An 18,038-nucleotide genomic window follows, 5' to 3' on the forward strand; every position below is an offset into this window, starting at 1 on the left:
TCACCGCCGGTTGTCAGTGGCGCCTCGTACCGTGAGGGCATGACGGACGGCGCGAGTGTTTCGTCTCGCGTCCCCCGGACCGGCTGTCGCGTCGGCTGTGTTCCAACGTCCTGGTCACCGTGGACTCCGCGACGACGGCGGCTGCGACGTCGCATTTCGCGACGTACCGGGTCGACGGCTACCGCGGCGGGATCGTCCCGCCGCGGCCGCCGGTCAATGTCGGGCATTACGAGGACACGTTCTGCCGGGTCGAGGGGCGGTGGCTGCTGGTCTCGCGGACCACGCATCTGGCCTTCGGCGGGGAGACGGAGCGGCTCGTGGACGGGGAGCGGGGCTGAGGGGCCGCCGTCAGGTCAGTGGGCCTCCGCGGCCGTGCCGCAATGGTGGCAGCGGGCGTAGGGGGCCGCGTCCTGGAGGGCGCCGCAGGCGGGGCAGACGCGGTCCAGCCAGCAGGCGGCGTCCCCGCCTTCGGGTTCGGCGGGCGCGCGGTCCGGGGAGGACTGCCGGGATTCGGTGTCGCCCATCGTCGGTGTTCCTCTCTCCAGTCTGTTCCCCTGAGCATCAGCATCCCACTCCGCAGATACCTCCGATCTATACACCCCTCCCGCACCCCTGATGGACCGTAATCCCGCCTCCCCTCTCCCCAGTTGTCGGATGAATCGGTAACGTGTCCGCTTCGGGAGGCAAACATGGAGAGATCTGTCAGACGCTCCGCCCTCGTCCTGCTCCTCTGCGGCGCCCTGGCCATGACGCTGTTCGGCATGGGCCCGGCGCAGGCGCAGGGGCAGGCGAAGGACTCCGAGTGGACGGTGCGCGAGCCGTCGTCACGCTCTTCCGGCTCCGGTCCGCTCGCCCGGCTGCGGCTCGACCGGGACTCGGGCGCGCTGACGCTTCAGGTGTCCCGAGGCGGTCGTACGGTGGTCGAGCCCTCGCCCGTGGGCATCGTCACCGAGCGAGCGGACCTGTCGCGCGGGCTGCGGTTCCTGGGACGAGCCGACCGTACGGTGGCCGAGCGGTACCGGTCCACGGTCGGCAAGGAGCGCTCGCGCACGGTCCGGATGACCGAGGCGCGGTTCCGGTTCCGGGGCAGCGGCGGCGCCCGGCTGGACCTGCTGGTGCGGGCGTCCGCCGACGGGGTCGCCTACCGCTACGTCCTGCCGTCCGGCAGCGGTGATGTGCTGAACGAGACCTCGGCGTTCACGCTGCCCCCGGACGCGGACGCGTGGCTCGGCACCTACCGCAAGGACAACGAGAACCTGTTCAAGCAGTACACCGCGGCGACGGCGCCCGCCGGTGAGTACATGACGCAGGCGCTGTTCGAAACGGGCGGCGTCTACACCCTGATCGCCGAATCGGACCTCACCGGCCGCTACTCCGCCGCCCGCCTGGTCCACGACGAGGGGCAGCCGACGTACCGCATCGGGCTGTGGGACCAGCGGGTCGAGTCCGACGGTCCGCTCAGCACACCCTGGCGCGCGATGGTCGTGGGCGATCTGGCGACGGTCACCGAGTCCACCTTCACCGACGATCTCGCACCCGACTCGAAGGTCGCCGACACCTCGTGGATCCGGCCCGGGCCCGCGCTGTGGACCTGGCTCGCGGGCGGGCGTCCGGCCGGGCAGAGCCTGTCGATGCAGAAGGGGTACGTGGACTACGCGGCAGACCGCGGCTGGCCGTATGTGGTGGTGGACGCGGGCTGGTACTTCGACCCGGAGCAGTGGGACGTCACCGACCCCGACTGGCAGCGCACCAGCTGGATTCCGGAGCTGGTCCGGTACGCCAAGGAGCGCGAGGTGGGCATCCAGGTCTGGATCCACCAGCGCGATCTGGACACCGCGCAGGAGCGCGAGCAGTGGCTGCCGACCCTGGAGAAGTGGGGCGTGAAGGGGGTGAAGATCGACTTCATGGACTCCGAGTCCCAGGCGACACTGCGCTGGTACGACGAGATCCTTCCGGCCACCGCGGCCCACCATCTGCTCGTCAACTTCCATGGTTCGACCATCCCCAAGGGCATCCAGCGCACCTGGCCGCAGGTGATGACGCTGGAGGGCGTCAACGGCGAGGAGAAGCGGGTGAACACGTCGCAGCACCTGACGACGCTCCCCTTCACCCGCAATGTCATCGGCTCGATGGACTTCACCCCGGGCGCCTTCCAGCGAGCCGAGCGCCCCAACGCGGCGTCGGACGCGGGTGAGCTGGGGCTGTCGGTGCTGTACGAGTCGGGGATCCAGAACCTGGCGGGCACCCCGGAGTCGTACGACGCCCGTCCGCAGGCCCGGCGCTTCCTGGAGCAGATACCCGCCTCCTGGGACCGCACCCGGCTGCTGGCGGGGCGGCCCGGCCAGAGCGCGGTGCTCGCGCGCGAGAAGGACGGGCGCTGGTTCATCGGCGGCATCTTCGCGGGGGACGCGCACACCGCCGTCGTGCCGCTACGGCTCGGCGAGGGGAAGTGGCTGGTCGACCTCGTCCTCGACGGAGCGGACGGCCTGGTGCGCGCGCCACGGGTGGTGCGCGGCGGCGACACCGTGTCCGTCCCCGTGGTGAAGGACGGCGGCTTCGCCGCCATCGCCTGCCGCTGGCGCCCCGGCGTCACCAGCTGCGACCGGTCCTGACACGCGCGGCGGCGGCCGGGGCATGGGGGTGTCCCTGCCGCCGCCGGAGCGGCGGATCCCCCGCGTCTGACGCATGATCGTTCCGGGGCGACCGAGCGGATCACACGTCAGGAAGCGGATATGGCGATCACCAAATGGTTCTTCGAGCCCGGACACACAGCCGCCGAATTCAAGGCCAGGCACATGATGGTCACGTACGTACGCGGGCAGCTCAAGAACGTGCAGGGCTCGATCGAGGTGGATCCGGAGCAGCCGGAGAACGCCCGGATCGAGGCGACGATCGACGCCACGCAGGTGTACACCGGGCAGCCGCAGCGGGACGCCCATCTGCGCAGTGCGGACTTCTTCGATGTCGAGCACCATCCGACCTGGACGTTCACCGGCACGGGCGTCACCCAGCTGAGCGAAACCGAGTTCGAGGTCGCGGGCGATCTCACGGTGCGCGGTGTCACCCGCCGGGTGCCGCTGCATGTGACCTATCTGGGGCAGTGGGGCACGCCGTGGTGGGAGGGCGACCGGGACCTCGGACCGAGGCAGCGGGCGGGCTTCCTCGCGAAGGGCCGGGTCAACCGGCAGGACTTCGGGGTGTCCTGGAACGACACGGTGGACAAGGGCGGGGTCGTGGTGAGCGACATGGTCGACATCACCCTCGACGTCGAGGCCGTCCTCGACCCCGAGGGCGGGCGTACCTGAGCGGCTGACCGCTAACGGCCCGGGGGCTTGCGGGTGCGGGTCCACTCCCCCAGCTGCCGGGCCGTCCAGGTGTTGATGATCCGTTCCTTCGGCACGCCGCACTCCACCGCCCGGGTGCATCCGTTGATCTGCCAGTCCAGCTGACCGGGCGCGTGGGCGTCGGTGTCGACCGAGAAGAACGTGCCCGCGTGGACCGCCTCCCGCAGCAGCCGACGCGGCGGATCCAGCCGCTCCGGACGGCAGTTGATCTCCACGGCGGTGCCCGACTCCGCGCAGGCCGCGAAGACCTCGGCGGCGTCGAACGCCGACTCGGGCCGCTTGCCGCCCAGCAGCCGCCCGGTGCAATGGCCCAGCACATCGACGTGCGGATCGCCGACCGCGGTCACCATCCGGCGGGTCATCGGGCGCGCGTCCATCCGCAGCTTGGAGTGTACGGAGGCCACCACCAGGTCCAGCCGGTCCAGCAGCTCGGGCTCCTGGTCCAGCGAGCCGTCCGCCAGGATGTCGACCTCGATGCCGGTCAGCAGCCGGAACGGGGCCAGCGTCTCGTTGAGGGCCGCCACCACGTCCAGCTGCTCGCGCAGCCGGTCCGCCGAGAGCCCGCGGGCGACGGTCAGCCGCGGCGAATGGTCGGTGAGCACGGCCCAGTCGTGCCCCAGCCGGGCAGCGGTACGGGCCATCAGCTCGATCGGGGAACCGCCGTCCGACCAGTCCGAATGCAGATGGCAGTCGCCGCGCAGCGCGGCCCGCAGCGCGACGGCCTCATCAGACCCGTCAGGGCCCTCCCCGCCGCCGGGTTCCAGTTTCCGGAGATAGGCGGGCACCTCGCCCCTGAGCGCCTCCTTGACCACCTGTGAGGTCTTGGGGCCGAGGCCCTTGAGCGAGCCGAGCGTGCCCGCCGCCACCCGTCGCTCCACCTCGTCAGGGGACAGCTCGGCGAGCACCGCCTGAGCGTTACGGAAGGCGCGCACCCGGTACGTCGGCGCCTGCTCGCGCTCCAGCAGGAACGCGATCCGGTCCAGCGCCGTCAGCGGGTCCACCACGTCCTCCATCATCCCCGCGATGGCTCAGGCGCGCCGGTCCGGGCGGCGGCCCGGGGGCTGCCGGGGCTCGGCGCGGGCGGTCTGTTCGGGCACGTCGCAGGTCTGGGGCGACTTGTCGGAGACGGTGATGGGCCGTCCGTAGTGCTGGATCTCCAGCGGAGCGCCCTGGACCAGGGTGTAGGTGGCGGTGAGGTCGGTGATCTCCACTCGCAGCCGCCGCCGCAGCACCTGCACGCTGAAGGCCAGCCGGGCCAGCTTCTCCGGCAGCTTCGGCGAGAAGCACAGGCTGCCCTCGCGGTACCGCATCCCGCCGAACCCGGCGACCAGCGCCATCCAGGTCCCGGCCAGCGACGCGATGTGCAGGCCGTCGCGGGTGTTGTGCTCCAGGTCCCGCAGGTCCATCAGGGCGGCCTCGCCCAGGTAGTCGTAGGCGAGGCGCAGATGGCCGACCTCGGCGGCCATGACGGCCTGGGCGCAGGCGGACAGGGAGGAGTCGCGGACGGTCAGATGCTCGTAGTAGGCGAAGTCGCGGGCCTTCTCCTCGTCGGTGAAGCACTCGCCGCGCAGATACAGGGCGAGCACCAGGTCGGCCTGTTTGATGACCTGTTTGCGGTACAGGTCGAAGTAGGGGAAGTGGAGCATGAGGGGGTACTGGCTGGGGTGGGTGTTCTGGAAGTCCCACTCCTGGTGGCCGGTGAAGTCGGCGGACTGCTCGTGGACGCCCAGTGTCTTGTTGTACGGGACCGCCATGGCCTCGGCCGCGTCCCGCCAGGTCGCGGCCTCCTCGTCGTCGGCGCCCAGCAGCGAGCCCTTGTCCGGGTGGCGTTCCACGACGTCCGCGGCGGCGCGCAGGTTCGACTGGGCCATGAGGTTGGTGTAGACGTTGTCGTCCGCGATGGCGCTGTACTCGTCCGGCCCGGTCACCCCGTCGATGTGGAAGCGGCCGTGGTGGTCGTGGTGGCCCAGGGAGCGCCAGAGCCTCGCGGTCTCCACCAGGATCTCCACCCCGGTCTCGCGTTCGAACTCCTCGTCGCCGGTGGCGGCGATGTAGCGCACCACGGCGTCGGCCACATCGGCGTTGATGTGGAAGGCGGCGGTCCCCGCGGGCCAGTAGGCGGAGCACTCGGAGCCGTCGATGGTGCGCCAGGGGAAGGCGGCGCCTTCGTGGCCCAGCTGGCGCGCCCGCTCCCGGGCGGCGGGCAGCGTGGACTGGCGCCAGCGCAGCGCCTGGGCGACCGCCTCGGGGAAGGTGTAGGTCAGCAGTTGCAGGACGAAGGTATCGGCGTCCCAGAAGGTGTGGCCGTCGTAGCCGGAGCCGGTGAGGCCCTTGGCGGGGATGGCGCGTTCCTCGGCGCGCGCACCGGCCTGCAGGACGTGGAAGATGCCGAACCGCACGGCCTGCTGGATCTCGGCGTCGCCCTCGACCTCGACGTCGGCGCGGGCCCAGAAGTCCTCCAGCCAGCCGCGCTGCTGGTCGACCAGGCCCTGCCAGCCGGTGGAGACGGCTCCGGCGAGCGCCGCCTCGACCTGGTCGCGGACGGCGGGCAGGGAGCGCGCGCCGGACCAGCCGTAGGCGACCAGCTTCTCCAGCCGCAGCTTCTCGCCCGGCTTGAGGACGGAGGTGACGGTGAGGCGGGCGACGTCGTCGCCGCTCTCGCTGGCGTAGCGGGTGGGCGGCGGCCCGGTGATCAGGTGGTCGGCGGCGGCGCCGACCCGCAGCCCGCTGTCCCTGGTGCAGTGGATCAGCAGCAGCCGCTTGTCGACGGCGGCGGTCTCCTCGGCCTCCAGCGGGCTCTCCAGCGCGGCGGACACCCGGGGGTCTCCGCCGCGCTCCGGCAGCTGCTCGTTGGCGACCAGTTCGGACTGGACGACGACCCGGATCTCGGCGTCCACCGCTTCCACCTCGTAGGCGATGGCGGCGATGGACCGCTGGGTGAGGGAGACCAGCCGGGTCGAGCGCACGCGCACGCTGGTTCCCGAGGGGGAGGTCCATTCGCAGGTGCGGTGCAGCACGCCGCCGCGCAGGTCGAGCACGCGCTCGTGGGAGCGCAGCCGCCCGTAGCGCAGATCGAAGGGCTCGTCGTCCACCAGCAGCCGGATGACCTTGCCGTTGGTGATGTTGATCATGGTCTGGCCGGCCTCGGGATAGCCGTATCCGGCCTCCGCGTACGGCAGCGGGCGCAGCTCGTGCACCCCGTTGAGGTAGGTGCCGGGCAGGCCGTGCGGCTCGCCCTCGTCGAGGTTGGCGCGCCAGCCGACATGGCCGTTGGAGAGCGCGAAGACGGATTCGCTCTGCGGCAGCAGATCGAGGCGCAGCTCGGTCTCGCGCAGCTGCCACGGCTCGACGGCATACGAGGCATCGGTGATCACGAGGGGCCCTCCAGCAGCTCGGCGAGATCCTTGACGACGATGTCGGCGCCGTGTGCGCGCAGCGCGTCCGCCTGCCCGGTCCGGTCCACGCCGATGACGCGGCCGAAACGCCCGGCGCGGCCCGCCTCCATGCCCGCGAGGGCGTCCTCGAAGACGGCCGCTTCGGCTGGGGCGGTGCCCAGTTCCCGGGCGGCCTCCAGGAAGGTGTCGGGATGGGGTTTGCCCGGGAGCTTGCGCTCGGCGGCCACCACGCCGTCGATCCGCACCTCGAAGAGCTGCTCGATCCCGGCGGCGATCAGGACGTCGCGGCAGTTGGCGCTGGAGGAGACGACCGCGGTGCGCAGCCCGGCCTCCCGTACGGCCTCGGCGAAGCGCACCGATCCGGGGTACGCCTCGACGCCGTCCTCCCGGATCTTCTCCAGGACGAGGGCGTTCTTCCGGTTGCCGAGCCCCTGGACGGTGTCCTTGTCGGGCGGGTCGTCCGCGCCGCCCTCGGGGAGGTCGATGTCCCGGGAGGCCAGGAAGGTGCGTACGCCGTCGGCGCGCGGGCGGCCGTCGACGTACTCGTCGTAGTCGGTGGTCTTGTCGAAGGGGCGGAAGGAGGCTCCGTCGCGGCGCCGCAGGAACTCGTCGAACATCTGCTTCCACGCCGCCGCGTGCACCACCGCGGTCCGGGTCAGCACGCCGTCGAGGTCGAACAGGCAGGCCCGGATGCCCGCCGGGAGGCAGAGCTTCGTCATGGCCCCCGGATCCCCCGCGTCCGCCGGATTATGCGGCGGATTTCTCCGGCGTGTGTACGCGGACGTGCGTACGCGGAATCACTCAGCTCGGTACAGCGGTGCGGCCCTCGCGGCGGGAGCGGTCGGCGGCCTCCAGCACGGCGACCACCTCACGGCCGAACCGCACGTCGCAGGGGTCGGCCACGCCATCGCGGGCGCTGTGCAGCAGCCGGTCGACGGCCGCGCTGAACGCCTCCACCGCCGTGGTTCCGGGGTCGGGCACCTCGGCCGTCCCCTGCTCCCCGTAGAAGTCGCAGCCGAATCCGGCGGCGGCGGGCGCGGCGTCCAGGGTGAGCGCGAGGGTGCCGACCGCGCCGGAGTCGTGGCGCAGCAGGACGTGCGCGGCGCCGCGCGGCCCGTCGAGGGCGGTGACCTCGGCGACCGGGCCCAGCACCGGCAGCAGCAGGGACAGTGCGTGCGGACCGACGTCCCACAGCCCGCCGCGTTCGCGGCGCCAGGGCGAGCTGCCGTAGGGGCTGCCGGTGCGGAAGATGGAACCGAAGCCGGTGGCCCGGCCGCCGTCCCAGCCCCCGGCCGTGGCGGCACTGTCCAGGAACGAGGCGATGGGCGCGGCGAAGCGCCGGGTGAAGAAGACCACCGAGGCCGCCGCGTGCTCGTCGGCGGCGGCCACGATCCGGTCGGCGGCGGCGGTGGTGAACGCCACCGGCTTGTCGAGCAGCAGATGGCGCCCGGCCCGTGCGGCGCGCTCGGCGAGTTCGCTCTGGATGTCCGGCGGGAGGGCGACGGCGACCGCGTCGACGTCGCCGATCAGCGCGTCCGCGTCGGGGTAGGCGCGGGTGCCGTAGCGGTCGGCCAGGGCCGCCGCCTTGGCCGGGTCGCGGCCCCAGATCCCGGCGAGTTCGGCGTCGGGGTGCGCGGCGAGGGCCGCGCCGTGGGTCTCCGCGGCCCAGTGTCCGGTTCCCAGCAGTCCGAAGCGCATCCGTCCGCCCTTATCTCCCGGTCCGCCGCGGGTCGCTCCCGTGGCCGGGCGCGATCCTACGCCGCAGTCGCCCGTACGTCGCCGGGGGTACGCCGCTCACCTGCTTGGACGTGGGCGGGTGCCGGGGGGTGGGGGCGGTGACAATCTTGGGCCACGGCCCCGCCGCAGTCCGCGCACGGCCGCGCTCCCCTCACCGCTGGAGGACGTCCGTGGCCAGCCCGTTCCTCACCACGCCGGGCCGTGCGGCGCGGCGTACCGTGCTGCGCGCGGTCGCGGCGCTGCTGCTGTGCGGTGCGGCGGTGCCCGCCTGCGCCTCCGCCCCGGAGCAGTCCTCCCACCCGAGGAAGTCGGCGGCGGCACACGACTCGGCGCGGGCGCGGTCCGCGGCCGAGAAGGCCGAGAAGGCGGCGAAAGCGGCCCGGGCCCGGCTGCTGCCGGGCATGCCCGCGCCGCTCGACCCGCACGATCTGTACGCGGCGGACCGGCCGGGCAAGCTGTCGCGGACGGTGAAGAAGTTCCCGTCGCGGGTGTACGTGCCCAACACGCTGTCGGACACGGTGAGCGTGATCGACCCGAAGACGTACAAGGTGGTCCGCACCATCCAGGTCGGCCACCAGCCGCAGCACGTGGTGCCGTCGTGGGATCTGAAGACGCTGTGGGTCAACAACGACCTCGGCAACACCCTCACCCCGATCAACCCCGCGAACGGCAAAGTGGGCCGCCCGGTGGACGTCCACGACCCGTACAACCTCTACTTCACCCCGAACGGCAAGCACGCCGTGGTGATGGCCTCCAAGGACCGGGCCCTGGTGTTCCGGGACGCGCACACCATGCGGGTCGTGAAGTCGGTGCCGGTGACGTGTTTCGGCGTCAACCACGCGGACTTCTCCCCCGACGGGCGCTACTTCATCGTCTCGTGCGAGTTCTCGGGCGAGCTGCTGAAGGTGGACACGGCCCGGATGAAGGTGGTGGGTCAGCAGCGGCTGCCGCTCGCGGGGGCGATGCCGCAGGACGTCAAGATCTCACCGAACGGGAAGACCTGGTACGTCGCCGACATGGTGGCGAACGGGGTGTGGGTCCTGAACGGGGACACCTTCCGCCGCCCCCGGCTGCTGCCCACCGGCAAGGGCGCCCACGGTCTGTACGTCAGCCGGGATTCCCGCACCCTCTACATCTCCAACCGAGGCGAGGGCACCGTCTCCCTGCTGTCCTTCAAGTCCGGCAAGCTGACCGACCGCTGGCGGCTGCCCGGCGGCACCAGCCCCGACATGGGCGGGGTGTCCGCCGACGGCAAGGTGCTGTGGCTCTCGGGCCGCTACAACGGCGAGGTGTACGCGATCGACACCCGCACCGGGCGGCTCCGCGCCCGGGTCCCGGTGGGCGGCGGCCCGCACGGGCTCGCCGTCTATCCGCAGCCGGGCCGCTACTCCCTCGGCCACACCGGCATCTTCCGCTGAGCCCGGGCGGGCGTCGGGCCCGGACTCCGTCGTCAGATGCGCCAGGAGCGGATGCGCCCGGCCGCGTCGAAGACGTCCGCCTTGCTGGACAGGATGTCCCGGACCAGGTCGATCAGCGCGCCGTACGGCGGGTCGATCCCCTCGCCGGACGCGTGCATATAGGCCACGGCGGTCGCGCTGGCGAAGCGCGCGTTGCTCGCCGGGAGCGGCCTGAGCGTGGCGAGCGTGTGCAGCAGCGCCGCGGCCCGCCACGCCGGGTCGGGATCGACGCCCAGGCGTGGCGGGTCGACGCGGTGGCGGGCCACGGCGGCGACCAGCCCCGAGAAGTCGGAGATGGCCGGCTGTTCGGGCAGGACCTCCTCATGGCGCTGGAGCAGCCACGGGATGTCGATGTGCAGCGGCGGCATCGTCACGCGGCCTGCCCGGGGTGGCGGTGCTCGTCGTCCGGGAACGCGTCCGCGAAGGCGTCCGCGTTGTCCGCGAAGAAGCGCCGGAAGACCTCGGCGCCTTCCTGCAGGGCGCGGTGGCGGGCGATGTCGGCGACGGTGGCCTCGCGAACGAGGGCCTTCATCGTCGTACCGCGTTCCTTGGCGATCTGGCGGAGGTCCTCAAGTTCCCGATCGCTGAATTCAACGTTGAGTGCTGACATGCGGCACACCATACTTGTCCGGTACCGCGCCAGCAATCACCCCAGCTCACACCCTGCTTTTGTAGGTACTTGACAAGCCTTACGGAGCCTGTGCGCCGGGTGGCCTGGCACCGCTGCGGTCCACCCTGACGAACGGCTCGCGCACCTCACGATCCGTCAGCGCGCCGTACGTGGCGGGGCGCCGGAACGCGTTGCCCCAGGTTTCGCGGCGCCGGTAGTCGCGGAGCGCGTCGAGGTCGAAGACCGCCGGGTAGACCCCCTCGGCCTCGCCCGCCTCGATCACGAGCATGTCCCGGGAGCTTCCGTCGGCGAAGGCGATGCCGTCGAAGGCGATGGAGTGTCCGCAGCCGGGGCCCGCGTAGTTGGCCATGGCCAGGGCGGTCATGTTCTCGTACGCGCGGGACCGGAACTGGCCGAGCCGGTTGATCTCCAGATCGCAGGCGTTCGGGGTGAGGACGAGTTCCGCCCCGGCGAGCATCAGGGCCCGGGCGCTCTCCGGGAACTCCCGGTCGTAGCAGATCATCGCGCCCGTCATGACCTCGCCCGCCGCCGTGTCCAGGGCGCACACCTCGAAACCGTCCCCGGGGGTGAGGGCGGCCTCGGGCCAGTCGAAGGCGCAGGTGTGCACCTTGGCGTAGGTGAGGGCGAGGTGGCCGTGGCGGTCGATGAGGGACACGGTGTTGCGTGGCGCCCCGTCCCAGCTCTCCAGGTAGGTGAGGGCGATCGCCATGTCGAGTTCGGCCGCCAGCGCGCGGAAGTGGCCGACGAAGGGCCCGTCGCGGGTGATCGCCGCATCGCCCCAGACGGCCTCGGGCGCGGGCGGCGGGGGCGGCGTGCCGTCCCACAGCCGGGGGTGGCGGTAGAGGTCGCCGGTGGCCTCGTCCGCGTCGTCGGCGACGGCGACGGCCGGGCGGTAGCCGTTGCTCCACATCTCGGGGAAGAGCGCGATGTCCGCGCCGATGGCCTTGGCCCGGCGGCAGGCGGAATCGCCGGTGGCGAGGTTCGCCCGTACGTCGCGGCCGGGAGGCGCGAGCTGGAGGAGGGCGACGGTCAGGGTGGTCATGGCTGGTCTCTCCTTCGTCGGCTGATGGAGCGGAGGCGAAGGAGTGGCCGGTGGACCCCGGGCGCGGGGCGGGCGTCAAAGCATGCCCGCCACGCTACCGGGCACCCGGGGCCGCTGGTAAGAGGGCGGTCCCCGGCGAGCTGTACCGCAGGTGGGGGTACGGTGAGCCGCATCACAGGAGATCGCGGGACATCGCAGGAGGAGAGCGTGACCATGGAGCAGCGGGTGTGCGGCCGGACCGGGCGCGAGGTCTCCGTCGTCGGGCTGGGGACCTGGCAGCTGGGCGCGGGCTGGGGCGACGTCAGCGAGGCGGACGCCCTGGCCGTGCTGGAGGCGGCCGTCGAGTCGGGGGTGACGTTCTTCGACACCGCCGATGTGTACGGGGACGGGCGCAGCGAGCAGCTCATCGGGCGCTTTCTGCGGGACCGGCCGGACGCCGGGATCTTCGTGGCCACCAAGATGGGGCGGCGGGTGCCGCAGGTCGCGGAGAACTACACGCTGGACAACTTCCGCGCGTGGACCGACCGTTCGCGCGCCAACCTGGGTGTGGACACGCTCGATCTGGTGCAGCTGCACTGCCCGCCGTCCTCGGTGCACGCCACCGACGCGGTGTTCGACGCGCTGGACACGCTGGTGGACGAGGGCCGGGTGGCGGCGTACGGGGTCAGCGTGGAGACCTGTGAGGAGGCGCTGACGGCGATCGCGCGGCCGGGGACGGCGAGTGTGCAGATCATCCTCAACCCGTTCCGGCTGAAGCCGCTGGAGCGGGTGGTTCCGGCGGCGGCGGAGGCCGGGGTGGGCATCATCGCGCGGGTGCCGCTGGCGTCCGGTCTGCTGTCGGGCAGGTACACCAAGGACACGCTGTTCGCCGACGACGACCACCGCACGTACAACCGGCACGGCGAGATGTTCGACCAGGGTGAGACCTTCTCGGGGGTGGACTTCGAGGAGGGCGTCGAGGCGGCGGTGGAGTTCGGGAAGCTGGCGCCGGAGGGCGCAACTCCCGCGCAGACGGCGCTGCGGTGGATCGTCCAGCAGCCGGGGGTGACCTCGGTCATCCCCGGCGCACGTGGCCCCGAGCAGGCGCGGGCGAACGCGGCGGCAGCGGCGCTGCCGCCGCTGCCGCAGTCCACCCTGGACGCCATCGGGGAGCTGTACGACCGGCGGATCCGTGCGCAGGTGCACCACCGGTGGTGAGGTTCTTCCTGGGCTGATGGGCTCAGAAGCCCGCGTTCGCCGCCCATCCGGTCAGTTCGCGCTGGGCGGCGGCGCGCAGCTCCGCGGAGGGGGCGGCGGTGCCGTCGGCGACCAGGGCGTAGTGCAGGGTGCCGCTGTCACTGGCTGCGGAGAGCACCAGGCGGCGGGCGTCCGGGCCACCGGGCTCGGGCGCGGTAGCGATGGGGTGGTCGGCGGTGTGCCCCTGCGCGGTGTACGCGGGCGGGCCGGTGACCGTGCCCAGGTCGGAGACGACGGTGGTGGTGGCGGGGTCGAAGTCGCGGGGCAGGTGCAGTTCGGTGGGGGCGTCGGTGCGGCCGTCGGAGCGCCACACCAGCAGGCCGTAGCGGCCGGATCCGGTGAGCTTGGCGACGTTCGGGAGGGAGCTGGGGATGCGGTCCCAGCTGAGGGTGGTGTTGCCGTCGCGTGAGCGGTCCTCGAAGGTGAACGCGAGCGTGCGGCCCGCCACCGCGCTCGGGTAGAGGCGGTCGAGCAGCCGGGCGTCCTGGCGCAGCTGGGCGTTGCCCGAGTCGTCGAGGCGTACGGCGGAGAGGTCCTCGTCGTTCCAGGCGTCGCCTTCGGTGAGGATCTTCGAGGCGTTGCCGTTCATCGCCTCGCGGTGGCGGCCGTTGTAGATGTCCCACTGCCACTGGTTGGAGGAGAGGACGGAGCCGGAAGTGGCGGGCTTGGTCCACCAACTGGCGCCGGGCAGGCGGGAGTCGAGCGCCTGGTACATGCCCTTGAGGACGGTGGGCGCCTTGTCCGAGGTGAAGCCGGTGAGCGGATGTCCGAACTCGCTCATGACGGCGGGGGTGTTCAGCGCGGTGGCGCGGTCGCGGACGGCGCCGAAGTCGGTCGAGTACTGGCCATCGGCGGCCTTGCCGGGCATGAAGACGCCGGAGATGGCCTTCTGGTCGTAGTAGTGGGTGTTGAAGACATAGCGGGAGCCCGGCTTGCCCGCGTCCAGCAGCCCGCCCTCATGGCGCTGGAAGGACAGGTTGGAGTTCCAGAACATGTTGGGCTCCACGAAGGCGGGCTTGTCCCGCCAGCCCGCGGCGTCCATGCGCGCGCGGAACTTCTCGTAGAACGGCCACAGCACGTTCTTCTCCCAGGCGCGGCTGTTCTGGCCGTCGTCGTAGACGCCCGCGTAGGGCTCGTTGAGCGGGTCGAAGCCGGTGACGCGGGCGAACGCGTCGACGGGGAGGTGCTGGGCGAGGTAGGACATGGTCTTCTCGGCGGTGGCGAGGAAGGCGTCCTGCACGCGCACGGTCCCGGCGCTGGTGGTCAGCGCGCGGTTGTGCCAGAAGTCGCGGGTGGCCTTCATGACGGCCTGGTTCTGCGTGATGTTCTGGCCCCAGTGGGCGCAGATGCCGCAGGATTCCTTGCCGTAGCCGCCCGCGTCGACGACCCATTTCGGGGCGCCGTCGCCGCTGTACCAGCTGTCCTTGTCGAAGATGTGGCGGGAGTAGAGGTCCTGGTGGAAGTCGGGATAGACCCGGATTCCGGCGTCGAGGAAGGCCTTCATCTGGGCGGTGACCTGCTCCAGGTAGCCGGTGTCCACCTGGCCGGGCTGGGGTTCGGCGTGGGCCCAGGAGAGCAGGAAGCGCACCGAGTTCGCCCCGGTCAGGTTGCGCATCGCGGCGGCGGACTTCCGGGCGTCGGCGACGCTGGCGAAGGGGAGGCCGCTGTTCTCCTCCAGCTTGGTCTCGCCGGAGACGTTGAAGCCGCGGAGCACGACCTCGCGGCCGTGGCCGTCGGCGAACCGGGTCCCGTCCGTGGTCACCTGGTCCGCGGCCCGCCCGTCGAACCAGGGCGGCTCGGCCGCGGTCGCCGGGGTGCCCGGGGCCACGATCGCGGCCACCAGCAGAACGGCCGCCCCGAGCAGCCCTGTTCGGCCCGCTCGGGACCGGCCGTTCCGTATACGTGAAGTCGCGATGCCTCGCGTCGCATGCGTCGCCATGGAGACTACCGTCCAGTAGACATGAGGAATCGTCAACTAGCGGCACTCAGCGGATCGTTCGGCCTTCGCGACGCATCAGGACAATCGGGTTACCGAGGGAAACCGCTGCCCAGACCCGCACCCGCTTCCGGGGCGCCGAGCCCGTCGGGACCGAAGGAGACGATGCCGTCGGTCGTGAGACCGGCCGACGCGCCGCGCAGCACCCAGGCGGCGCCGCTGGAGGTGTGGGCGCCGTCCTCACCGGGGGCACCCACGGACAGGTCGGCCGTGCCGTCGCCGTTGGTGTCGGCGTGCTGGACCGCCGCGCCGAAGTAGTCGCCCGCCTCGGCTGCGCCCGGAACCCCGGCGGTGTCCTGGGTGAACGCCTGCGCGCCGGTGCCGGACAGCCCGCCCTTGCCGCCGAACAGCTGAACGACGCTGCCCGCGTCCTTCTGGCCGGCCTCCAGGTCCTCGTACGGGATGCCGACCGCGACGTCCGCGTAGCCGTCGCCGTTGACGTCGCCGGCGCTCAGCGCGTTGCCGAACTGGTCGCCCTCCTCGTTGACGCCCGGCACACCCGCGGTGTTCTGGTCGATGGTCGCGGTGCGGGTGGTGCTCGGCCCGGACGCGGTGCCGTAGAACACCTTGAGGGTGCCGTGGTCGTACGGCAGGTCCTCGACGACATTGCCGGGGACCGTGCGCATGATCAGGTCGCCGTAGCCGTCCTTGTCGACGTCGCCGACTGTGGTGGTGGCGGCGTCGGTGAGCCTGGTGGGCGTCTTCCCGAGGCCGTCCGTGCCACCCTTCCAGACGAGGGTGTCCTGGGACATCTCCTCGAAGGCGTGGGTGCTGACGAGTTCGTCCTTGCCGTCGCCGGTGATGTCGCCCGCGGTCAGGCTGGTCGGCCGGTCGATCTCTCCGGTGTCGACGGTGGCGCTCCCCGCCGCGGCACCCTCACGGGTGAACGGGCCGAAGCGGACGCGCAGCCCGGTGGTCTCGTCGAAGTCCGAGCCCTTGTTGACGATGACCTGGTCGACCAGATCGGCGTGGCCGTCACCGTTGAAGTCGCCACCGGCGATGGTACTGAGGCCGAAGTTGTCGCCGTCGCCCGCGGGCAGCTGAGTGCCGCCGCCGAGGCCGTTCGCCGAGCCCCACAGGACCGTGGTGGCGGGCTGGTTGCCCGCCTGGACCGCCAAGTCGGTGTAGCCGTCGCCGTCCAGGTCGCGGGCGACCGTCTCCTGGCCGAAGTACGCCGAGGCGGTGGGGTCACCGGGGACGCCCTCGGTGGCCCGGCTGACGATCTGCCGGTGTCCGGTGTCCGTACCGGAGGCCGAGCCGTAGACGACGGCGACATAACCGGCCTTGGCCTGGCCGCCCACCGTGCCGCTCGGCGCGGAGACGGCGAGGTCGGCGTATCCGTCCTTGTTGAAGTCGACCTGCGGCGCGGAGGCCGCGGCGGTGGTGCCCGCCTCGGCGGCGCCCGCCGAGGGGGCGGCGAGTAAGACGGGGGTGGTCACAAGCGCGACCACCGTCGCGCAGCGCGCGACGGCGGAAAGGGAACGGGACCGCACAGATCCTCCAGCTCGTTGGTGAGCGTTTACCTCAAGTACACCCACCAGGACAGCCGGGGTCGCCGAACGGTTGCGCACCGCCCCCTAGGGAATCCCCTAGGGAATCCCCTAGGGGGCGCCTCTTCGATCAACCCAGGCCCGCGTCCCAACGATTGACGCACCCGCTGCCACGGTCTACCTTCTGATCGATTCACCGAACTCTGTTCGAAATATCGACCTGCCATCCGGTGCCTGGCCGCATATCCCGGGGAGACCAAGATGAGTGCAGTGCTCCGCTCCGGCCCCGCCGAGCCGTCCCGCCGCCGCTTCCTCGGCATGGCCGCCGCCACTCCCCTGGTGGTATCCGGCGCACTGACCCTCGGCGCCGGAACCGCCCACGCCGCCGACTCGGCCTATGCGATGTGCTACTTCACCGAGTCGACCAGCCTCGGCGCGGGCACCGACTACGGCCTCCACCTCGCCGTGAGCACGGACTCCCTCAACTGGACCCCGCTGAACCAGAACAACCCCCTGGTCACCCCCACCGCGGGCGCCCTCGGTCTGCGCGACCCGTTCCTCATGCGTAAGCAGGACGGCACGTTCGCCGTCCTCGCCACCGACCTCAAGGGGACCGACTGGAGCTACAACAGCCAGTACATCCATGTCTGGGACTCCACGGACCTGCGCACCTTCACCGGCTACCGGCGGCTGAAGCTGCACGACATGACCACCCACAGCTGGGCCCCCGAGGCGTTCTGGGACGCGGGCAGAGGGCAGTACGCGGTCATCTACTCCTCGGTCAACTCCAGCGGCCACAACGTGATCATGGTCAACTACACCAGCGACTTCGTCACCGCCTCCGCACCGCAGGTCTTCTTCGACCCCGGCTATGACGTGATCGACGGAAACATGGCCGTCGGCGTCAACGGCTACCACTACCTGTTCTTCAAGAAGAACCAGACACTGGTGGCGGCCCGCTCCACCTCCCTGAGCCCGGGGAGCTTCAGGGAGTTCAGCACCGGTGTCGCGCACGGCGGCACCGAGGCCCCGACCGTCTACAAGTCCCTGACCTCGAACACCTGGTACCTGTGGGGCGACACCTACACCCCCAACGGGGTCTTCTACGCCTGGCGGAGCACCGACCTCGCCTCCGGCACCTGGACCGCGCTGGACCAGAAGACCTACACCCAGCCCGTCAACTCCAAGCACTGCGGCATCACGACGATCACGATGACCGAGTACAACAACCTGATCGCCACGTGGGGCGCCCCGGCCTGGAACCGGCTGAAGTCGTACAACTATCCGGACCGTTACGTCCGCCACTTCGGCTACGCGGGCCGTATCGACACGTACCCCTTCGACCTGTACACCGACGCGCTGTGGAAGCTGGTGCCGGGCCTCGCCGACAGCTCGGGGGTCTCCTTCCAGTCGGTCAACAACCCCACCCGCCACCTGCGCCACTACGACTACCAGCTCCGGCTCGACGTCAACGACGGGACATCGGCGTTCGCCGCGGACGCCACCTTCTACCGCACGGCGGGTCTGGCCGACTCGACCTGGGCTTCCTTCCGCTCGTACAACAACCCCACCCGCTACATCCGCCACTCCGACTACGTCCTGCGCGTCGATCCCATCTCCACGGCGACCGAGCGGCAGGACGCGACCTTCCGCGTCGGCTACTGAGCGTCCCGCGCACCGGCCGCACGGTCCAGCACCCGCTTCTGCAGC

15 protein-coding genes and 1 pseudogene are annotated in these 18,038 nt (G+C 71.4%); 6 read left to right on the forward strand and 10 right to left on the reverse strand.

Going from position 1 to position 18,038, the window contains the following annotated elements; all coding sequences use genetic code 11:
* Positions 1-50: 50 nt before the first annotated feature.
* Positions 51-338: pseudogene (locus tag ACWC5C_RS13995) on the forward strand (nuclear transport factor 2 family protein); the annotation flags it as partial.
* A gap of 15 nt (positions 339-353) precedes the next feature.
* Here the strand turns inward: ACWC5C_RS13995 and ACWC5C_RS14000 are convergent.
* Entirely contained in the window at positions 354-524 is a 171-nt protein-coding gene (locus ACWC5C_RS14000; RefSeq protein WP_450875644.1) for a hypothetical protein, read from the reverse strand.
* A 165-nt stretch (positions 525-689) separates the two neighbouring features.
* Here ACWC5C_RS14000 and ACWC5C_RS14005 point away from each other — a divergent pair, with 165 nt between their 5' ends.
* Both ACWC5C_RS14005 and ACWC5C_RS14010 read left to right on the forward strand, forming a co-directional pair.
* Positions 690-2,612 (forward strand): glycoside hydrolase family 97 catalytic domain-containing protein, encoded by a 1,923-nt coding sequence (locus ACWC5C_RS14005; protein ID WP_450875645.1) that lies wholly within the window; start codon positions 690-692, stop codon positions 2,610-2,612.
* Positions 2,613-2,732: 120 nt separating this feature from the next.
* Complete coding sequence (locus ACWC5C_RS14010; protein ID WP_450875646.1) at positions 2,733-3,305, forward strand: YceI family protein; 573 nt, start codon at positions 2,733-2,735, stop codon at positions 3,303-3,305.
* Positions 3,306-3,316: 11 nt separating this feature from the next.
* Here the strand turns inward: ACWC5C_RS14010 and ACWC5C_RS14015 are convergent, their stop codons facing one another.
* The 4 genes from ACWC5C_RS14015 to ACWC5C_RS14030 form a co-directional block, all read right to left on the reverse strand.
* Positions 3,317-4,345: a PHP domain-containing protein gene (locus ACWC5C_RS14015; RefSeq protein ID WP_450875870.1), complete on the reverse strand. Its 1,029-nt coding sequence runs from the start codon at positions 4,343-4,345 to the stop codon at positions 3,317-3,319.
* 27 nt (positions 4,346-4,372) lie between these two features.
* The gene (locus ACWC5C_RS14020) at positions 4,373-6,718 is read right to left on the reverse strand and encodes a glycoside hydrolase family 65 protein (RefSeq protein WP_450875647.1); all 2,346 of its coding nucleotides are present in this window, start codon (positions 6,716-6,718) and stop codon (positions 4,373-4,375) included.
* Positions 6,715-7,458, reverse strand: a complete 744-nt coding sequence (locus ACWC5C_RS14025) for an HAD family hydrolase (RefSeq protein WP_450875648.1) — start codon at positions 7,456-7,458, stop codon at positions 6,715-6,717. Before ACWC5C_RS14025 ends, ACWC5C_RS14020 begins: the two co-directional genes overlap by 4 nt.
* Before the next feature lie 82 nt (positions 7,459-7,540).
* Complete coding sequence (locus ACWC5C_RS14030) at positions 7,541-8,437, reverse strand: Gfo/Idh/MocA family protein (RefSeq protein ID WP_450875649.1); 897 nt, start codon at positions 8,435-8,437, stop codon at positions 7,541-7,543.
* A gap of 209 nt (positions 8,438-8,646) precedes the next feature.
* Between ACWC5C_RS14030 and ACWC5C_RS14035 the strand changes: the two genes are divergently transcribed.
* Entirely contained in the window at positions 8,647-9,894 is a 1,248-nt protein-coding gene (locus ACWC5C_RS14035) for a YncE family protein (protein ID WP_450875650.1), read from the forward strand.
* A gap of 32 nt (positions 9,895-9,926) precedes the next feature.
* Here ACWC5C_RS14035 and ACWC5C_RS14040 read toward each other — a convergent pair whose 3' ends face one another.
* From ACWC5C_RS14040 to ACWC5C_RS14050, 3 genes are all read right to left on the reverse strand, one after another.
* Positions 9,927-10,301 (reverse strand): toxin Doc, encoded by a 375-nt coding sequence (locus ACWC5C_RS14040; protein ID WP_385443918.1) that lies wholly within the window; start codon positions 10,299-10,301, stop codon positions 9,927-9,929.
* A 2-nt stretch (positions 10,302-10,303) separates the two neighbouring features.
* Positions 10,304-10,543 (reverse strand): hypothetical protein, encoded by a 240-nt coding sequence (locus ACWC5C_RS14045; RefSeq protein ID WP_014057435.1) that lies wholly within the window; start codon positions 10,541-10,543, stop codon positions 10,304-10,306.
* A 79-nt stretch (positions 10,544-10,622) separates the two neighbouring features.
* On the reverse strand, positions 10,623-11,606 hold the full coding sequence (locus tag ACWC5C_RS14050; protein ID WP_450875651.1) for a carbon-nitrogen hydrolase family protein: 984 nt from the start codon (positions 11,604-11,606) through the stop codon (positions 10,623-10,625).
* 213 nt (positions 11,607-11,819) lie between these two features.
* On the opposite strand from ACWC5C_RS14050, the gene ACWC5C_RS14055 reads away from it, so the two are divergent.
* On the forward strand, positions 11,820-12,803 hold the full coding sequence (locus ACWC5C_RS14055) for an aldo/keto reductase (protein WP_385443919.1): 984 nt from the start codon (positions 11,820-11,822) through the stop codon (positions 12,801-12,803).
* 22 nt (positions 12,804-12,825) lie between these two features.
* Here the strand turns inward: ACWC5C_RS14055 and ACWC5C_RS14060 are convergent, their stop codons facing one another.
* A complete protein-coding gene (locus ACWC5C_RS14060) occupies positions 12,826-14,781 on the reverse strand; it encodes a cellulase family glycosylhydrolase (protein WP_450875652.1) in 1,956 nt (651 codons plus the stop codon).
* 89 nt (positions 14,782-14,870) lie between these two features.
* Positions 14,871-16,277 carry an FG-GAP-like repeat-containing protein gene (locus ACWC5C_RS14065; protein ID WP_450875653.1) on the reverse strand — a complete coding sequence of 469 codons (1,407 nt, stop codon included), beginning with the start codon at positions 16,275-16,277 and terminating at the stop codon, positions 14,871-14,873.
* A gap of 312 nt (positions 16,278-16,589) precedes the next feature.
* Here ACWC5C_RS14065 and ACWC5C_RS14070 point away from each other — a divergent pair, with 312 nt between their 5' ends.
* Positions 16,590-17,993 (forward strand): glycoside hydrolase family 43 protein, encoded by a 1,404-nt coding sequence (locus ACWC5C_RS14070; protein WP_450875654.1) that lies wholly within the window; start codon positions 16,590-16,592, stop codon positions 17,991-17,993.
* Positions 17,994-18,038 lie beyond the last annotated feature (45 nt).

Source organism: Streptomyces sp. NPDC001700 (assembly GCF_053596435.1).

Bases quoted from the DNA above. Each gene is read 5' to 3' on its own strand.
- ACWC5C_RS14070 (WP_450875654.1), top strand. From the start codon at position 16,590: ATGAGTGCAGTGCTCCGCTCCGGCCCCGCCGAGCCGTCCCGCCGCCGC.
- ACWC5C_RS14010 (WP_450875646.1), top strand. From the start codon at position 2,733: ATGGCGATCACCAAATGGTTCTTCGAGCCCGGACACACAGCCGCCGAA.
- ACWC5C_RS14005 (WP_450875645.1), top strand. From the start codon at position 690: ATGGAGAGATCTGTCAGACGCTCCGCCCTCGTCCTGCTCCTCTGCGGC.
- ACWC5C_RS14055 (WP_385443919.1), top strand. From the start codon at position 11,820: ATGGAGCAGCGGGTGTGCGGCCGGACCGGGCGCGAGGTCTCCGTCGTC.
- ACWC5C_RS14060 (WP_450875652.1), bottom strand. From the start codon at position 14,781: ATGGCGACGCATGCGACGCGAGGCATCGCGACTTCACGTATACGGAAC.
- ACWC5C_RS14000 (WP_450875644.1), bottom strand. From the start codon at position 524: ATGGGCGACACCGAATCCCGGCAGTCCTCCCCGGACCGCGCGCCCGCC.
- ACWC5C_RS14040 (WP_385443918.1), bottom strand. From the start codon at position 10,301: ATGCCGCCGCTGCACATCGACATCCCGTGGCTGCTCCAGCGCCATGAG.
- ACWC5C_RS14025 (WP_450875648.1), bottom strand. From the start codon at position 7,458: ATGACGAAGCTCTGCCTCCCGGCGGGCATCCGGGCCTGCCTGTTCGAC.
- ACWC5C_RS14030 (WP_450875649.1), bottom strand. From the start codon at position 8,437: ATGCGCTTCGGACTGCTGGGAACCGGACACTGGGCCGCGGAGACCCAC.
- ACWC5C_RS14050 (WP_450875651.1), bottom strand. From the start codon at position 11,606: ATGACCACCCTGACCGTCGCCCTCCTCCAGCTCGCGCCTCCCGGCCGC.
- ACWC5C_RS14045 (WP_014057435.1), bottom strand. From the start codon at position 10,543: ATGTCAGCACTCAACGTTGAATTCAGCGATCGGGAACTTGAGGACCTC.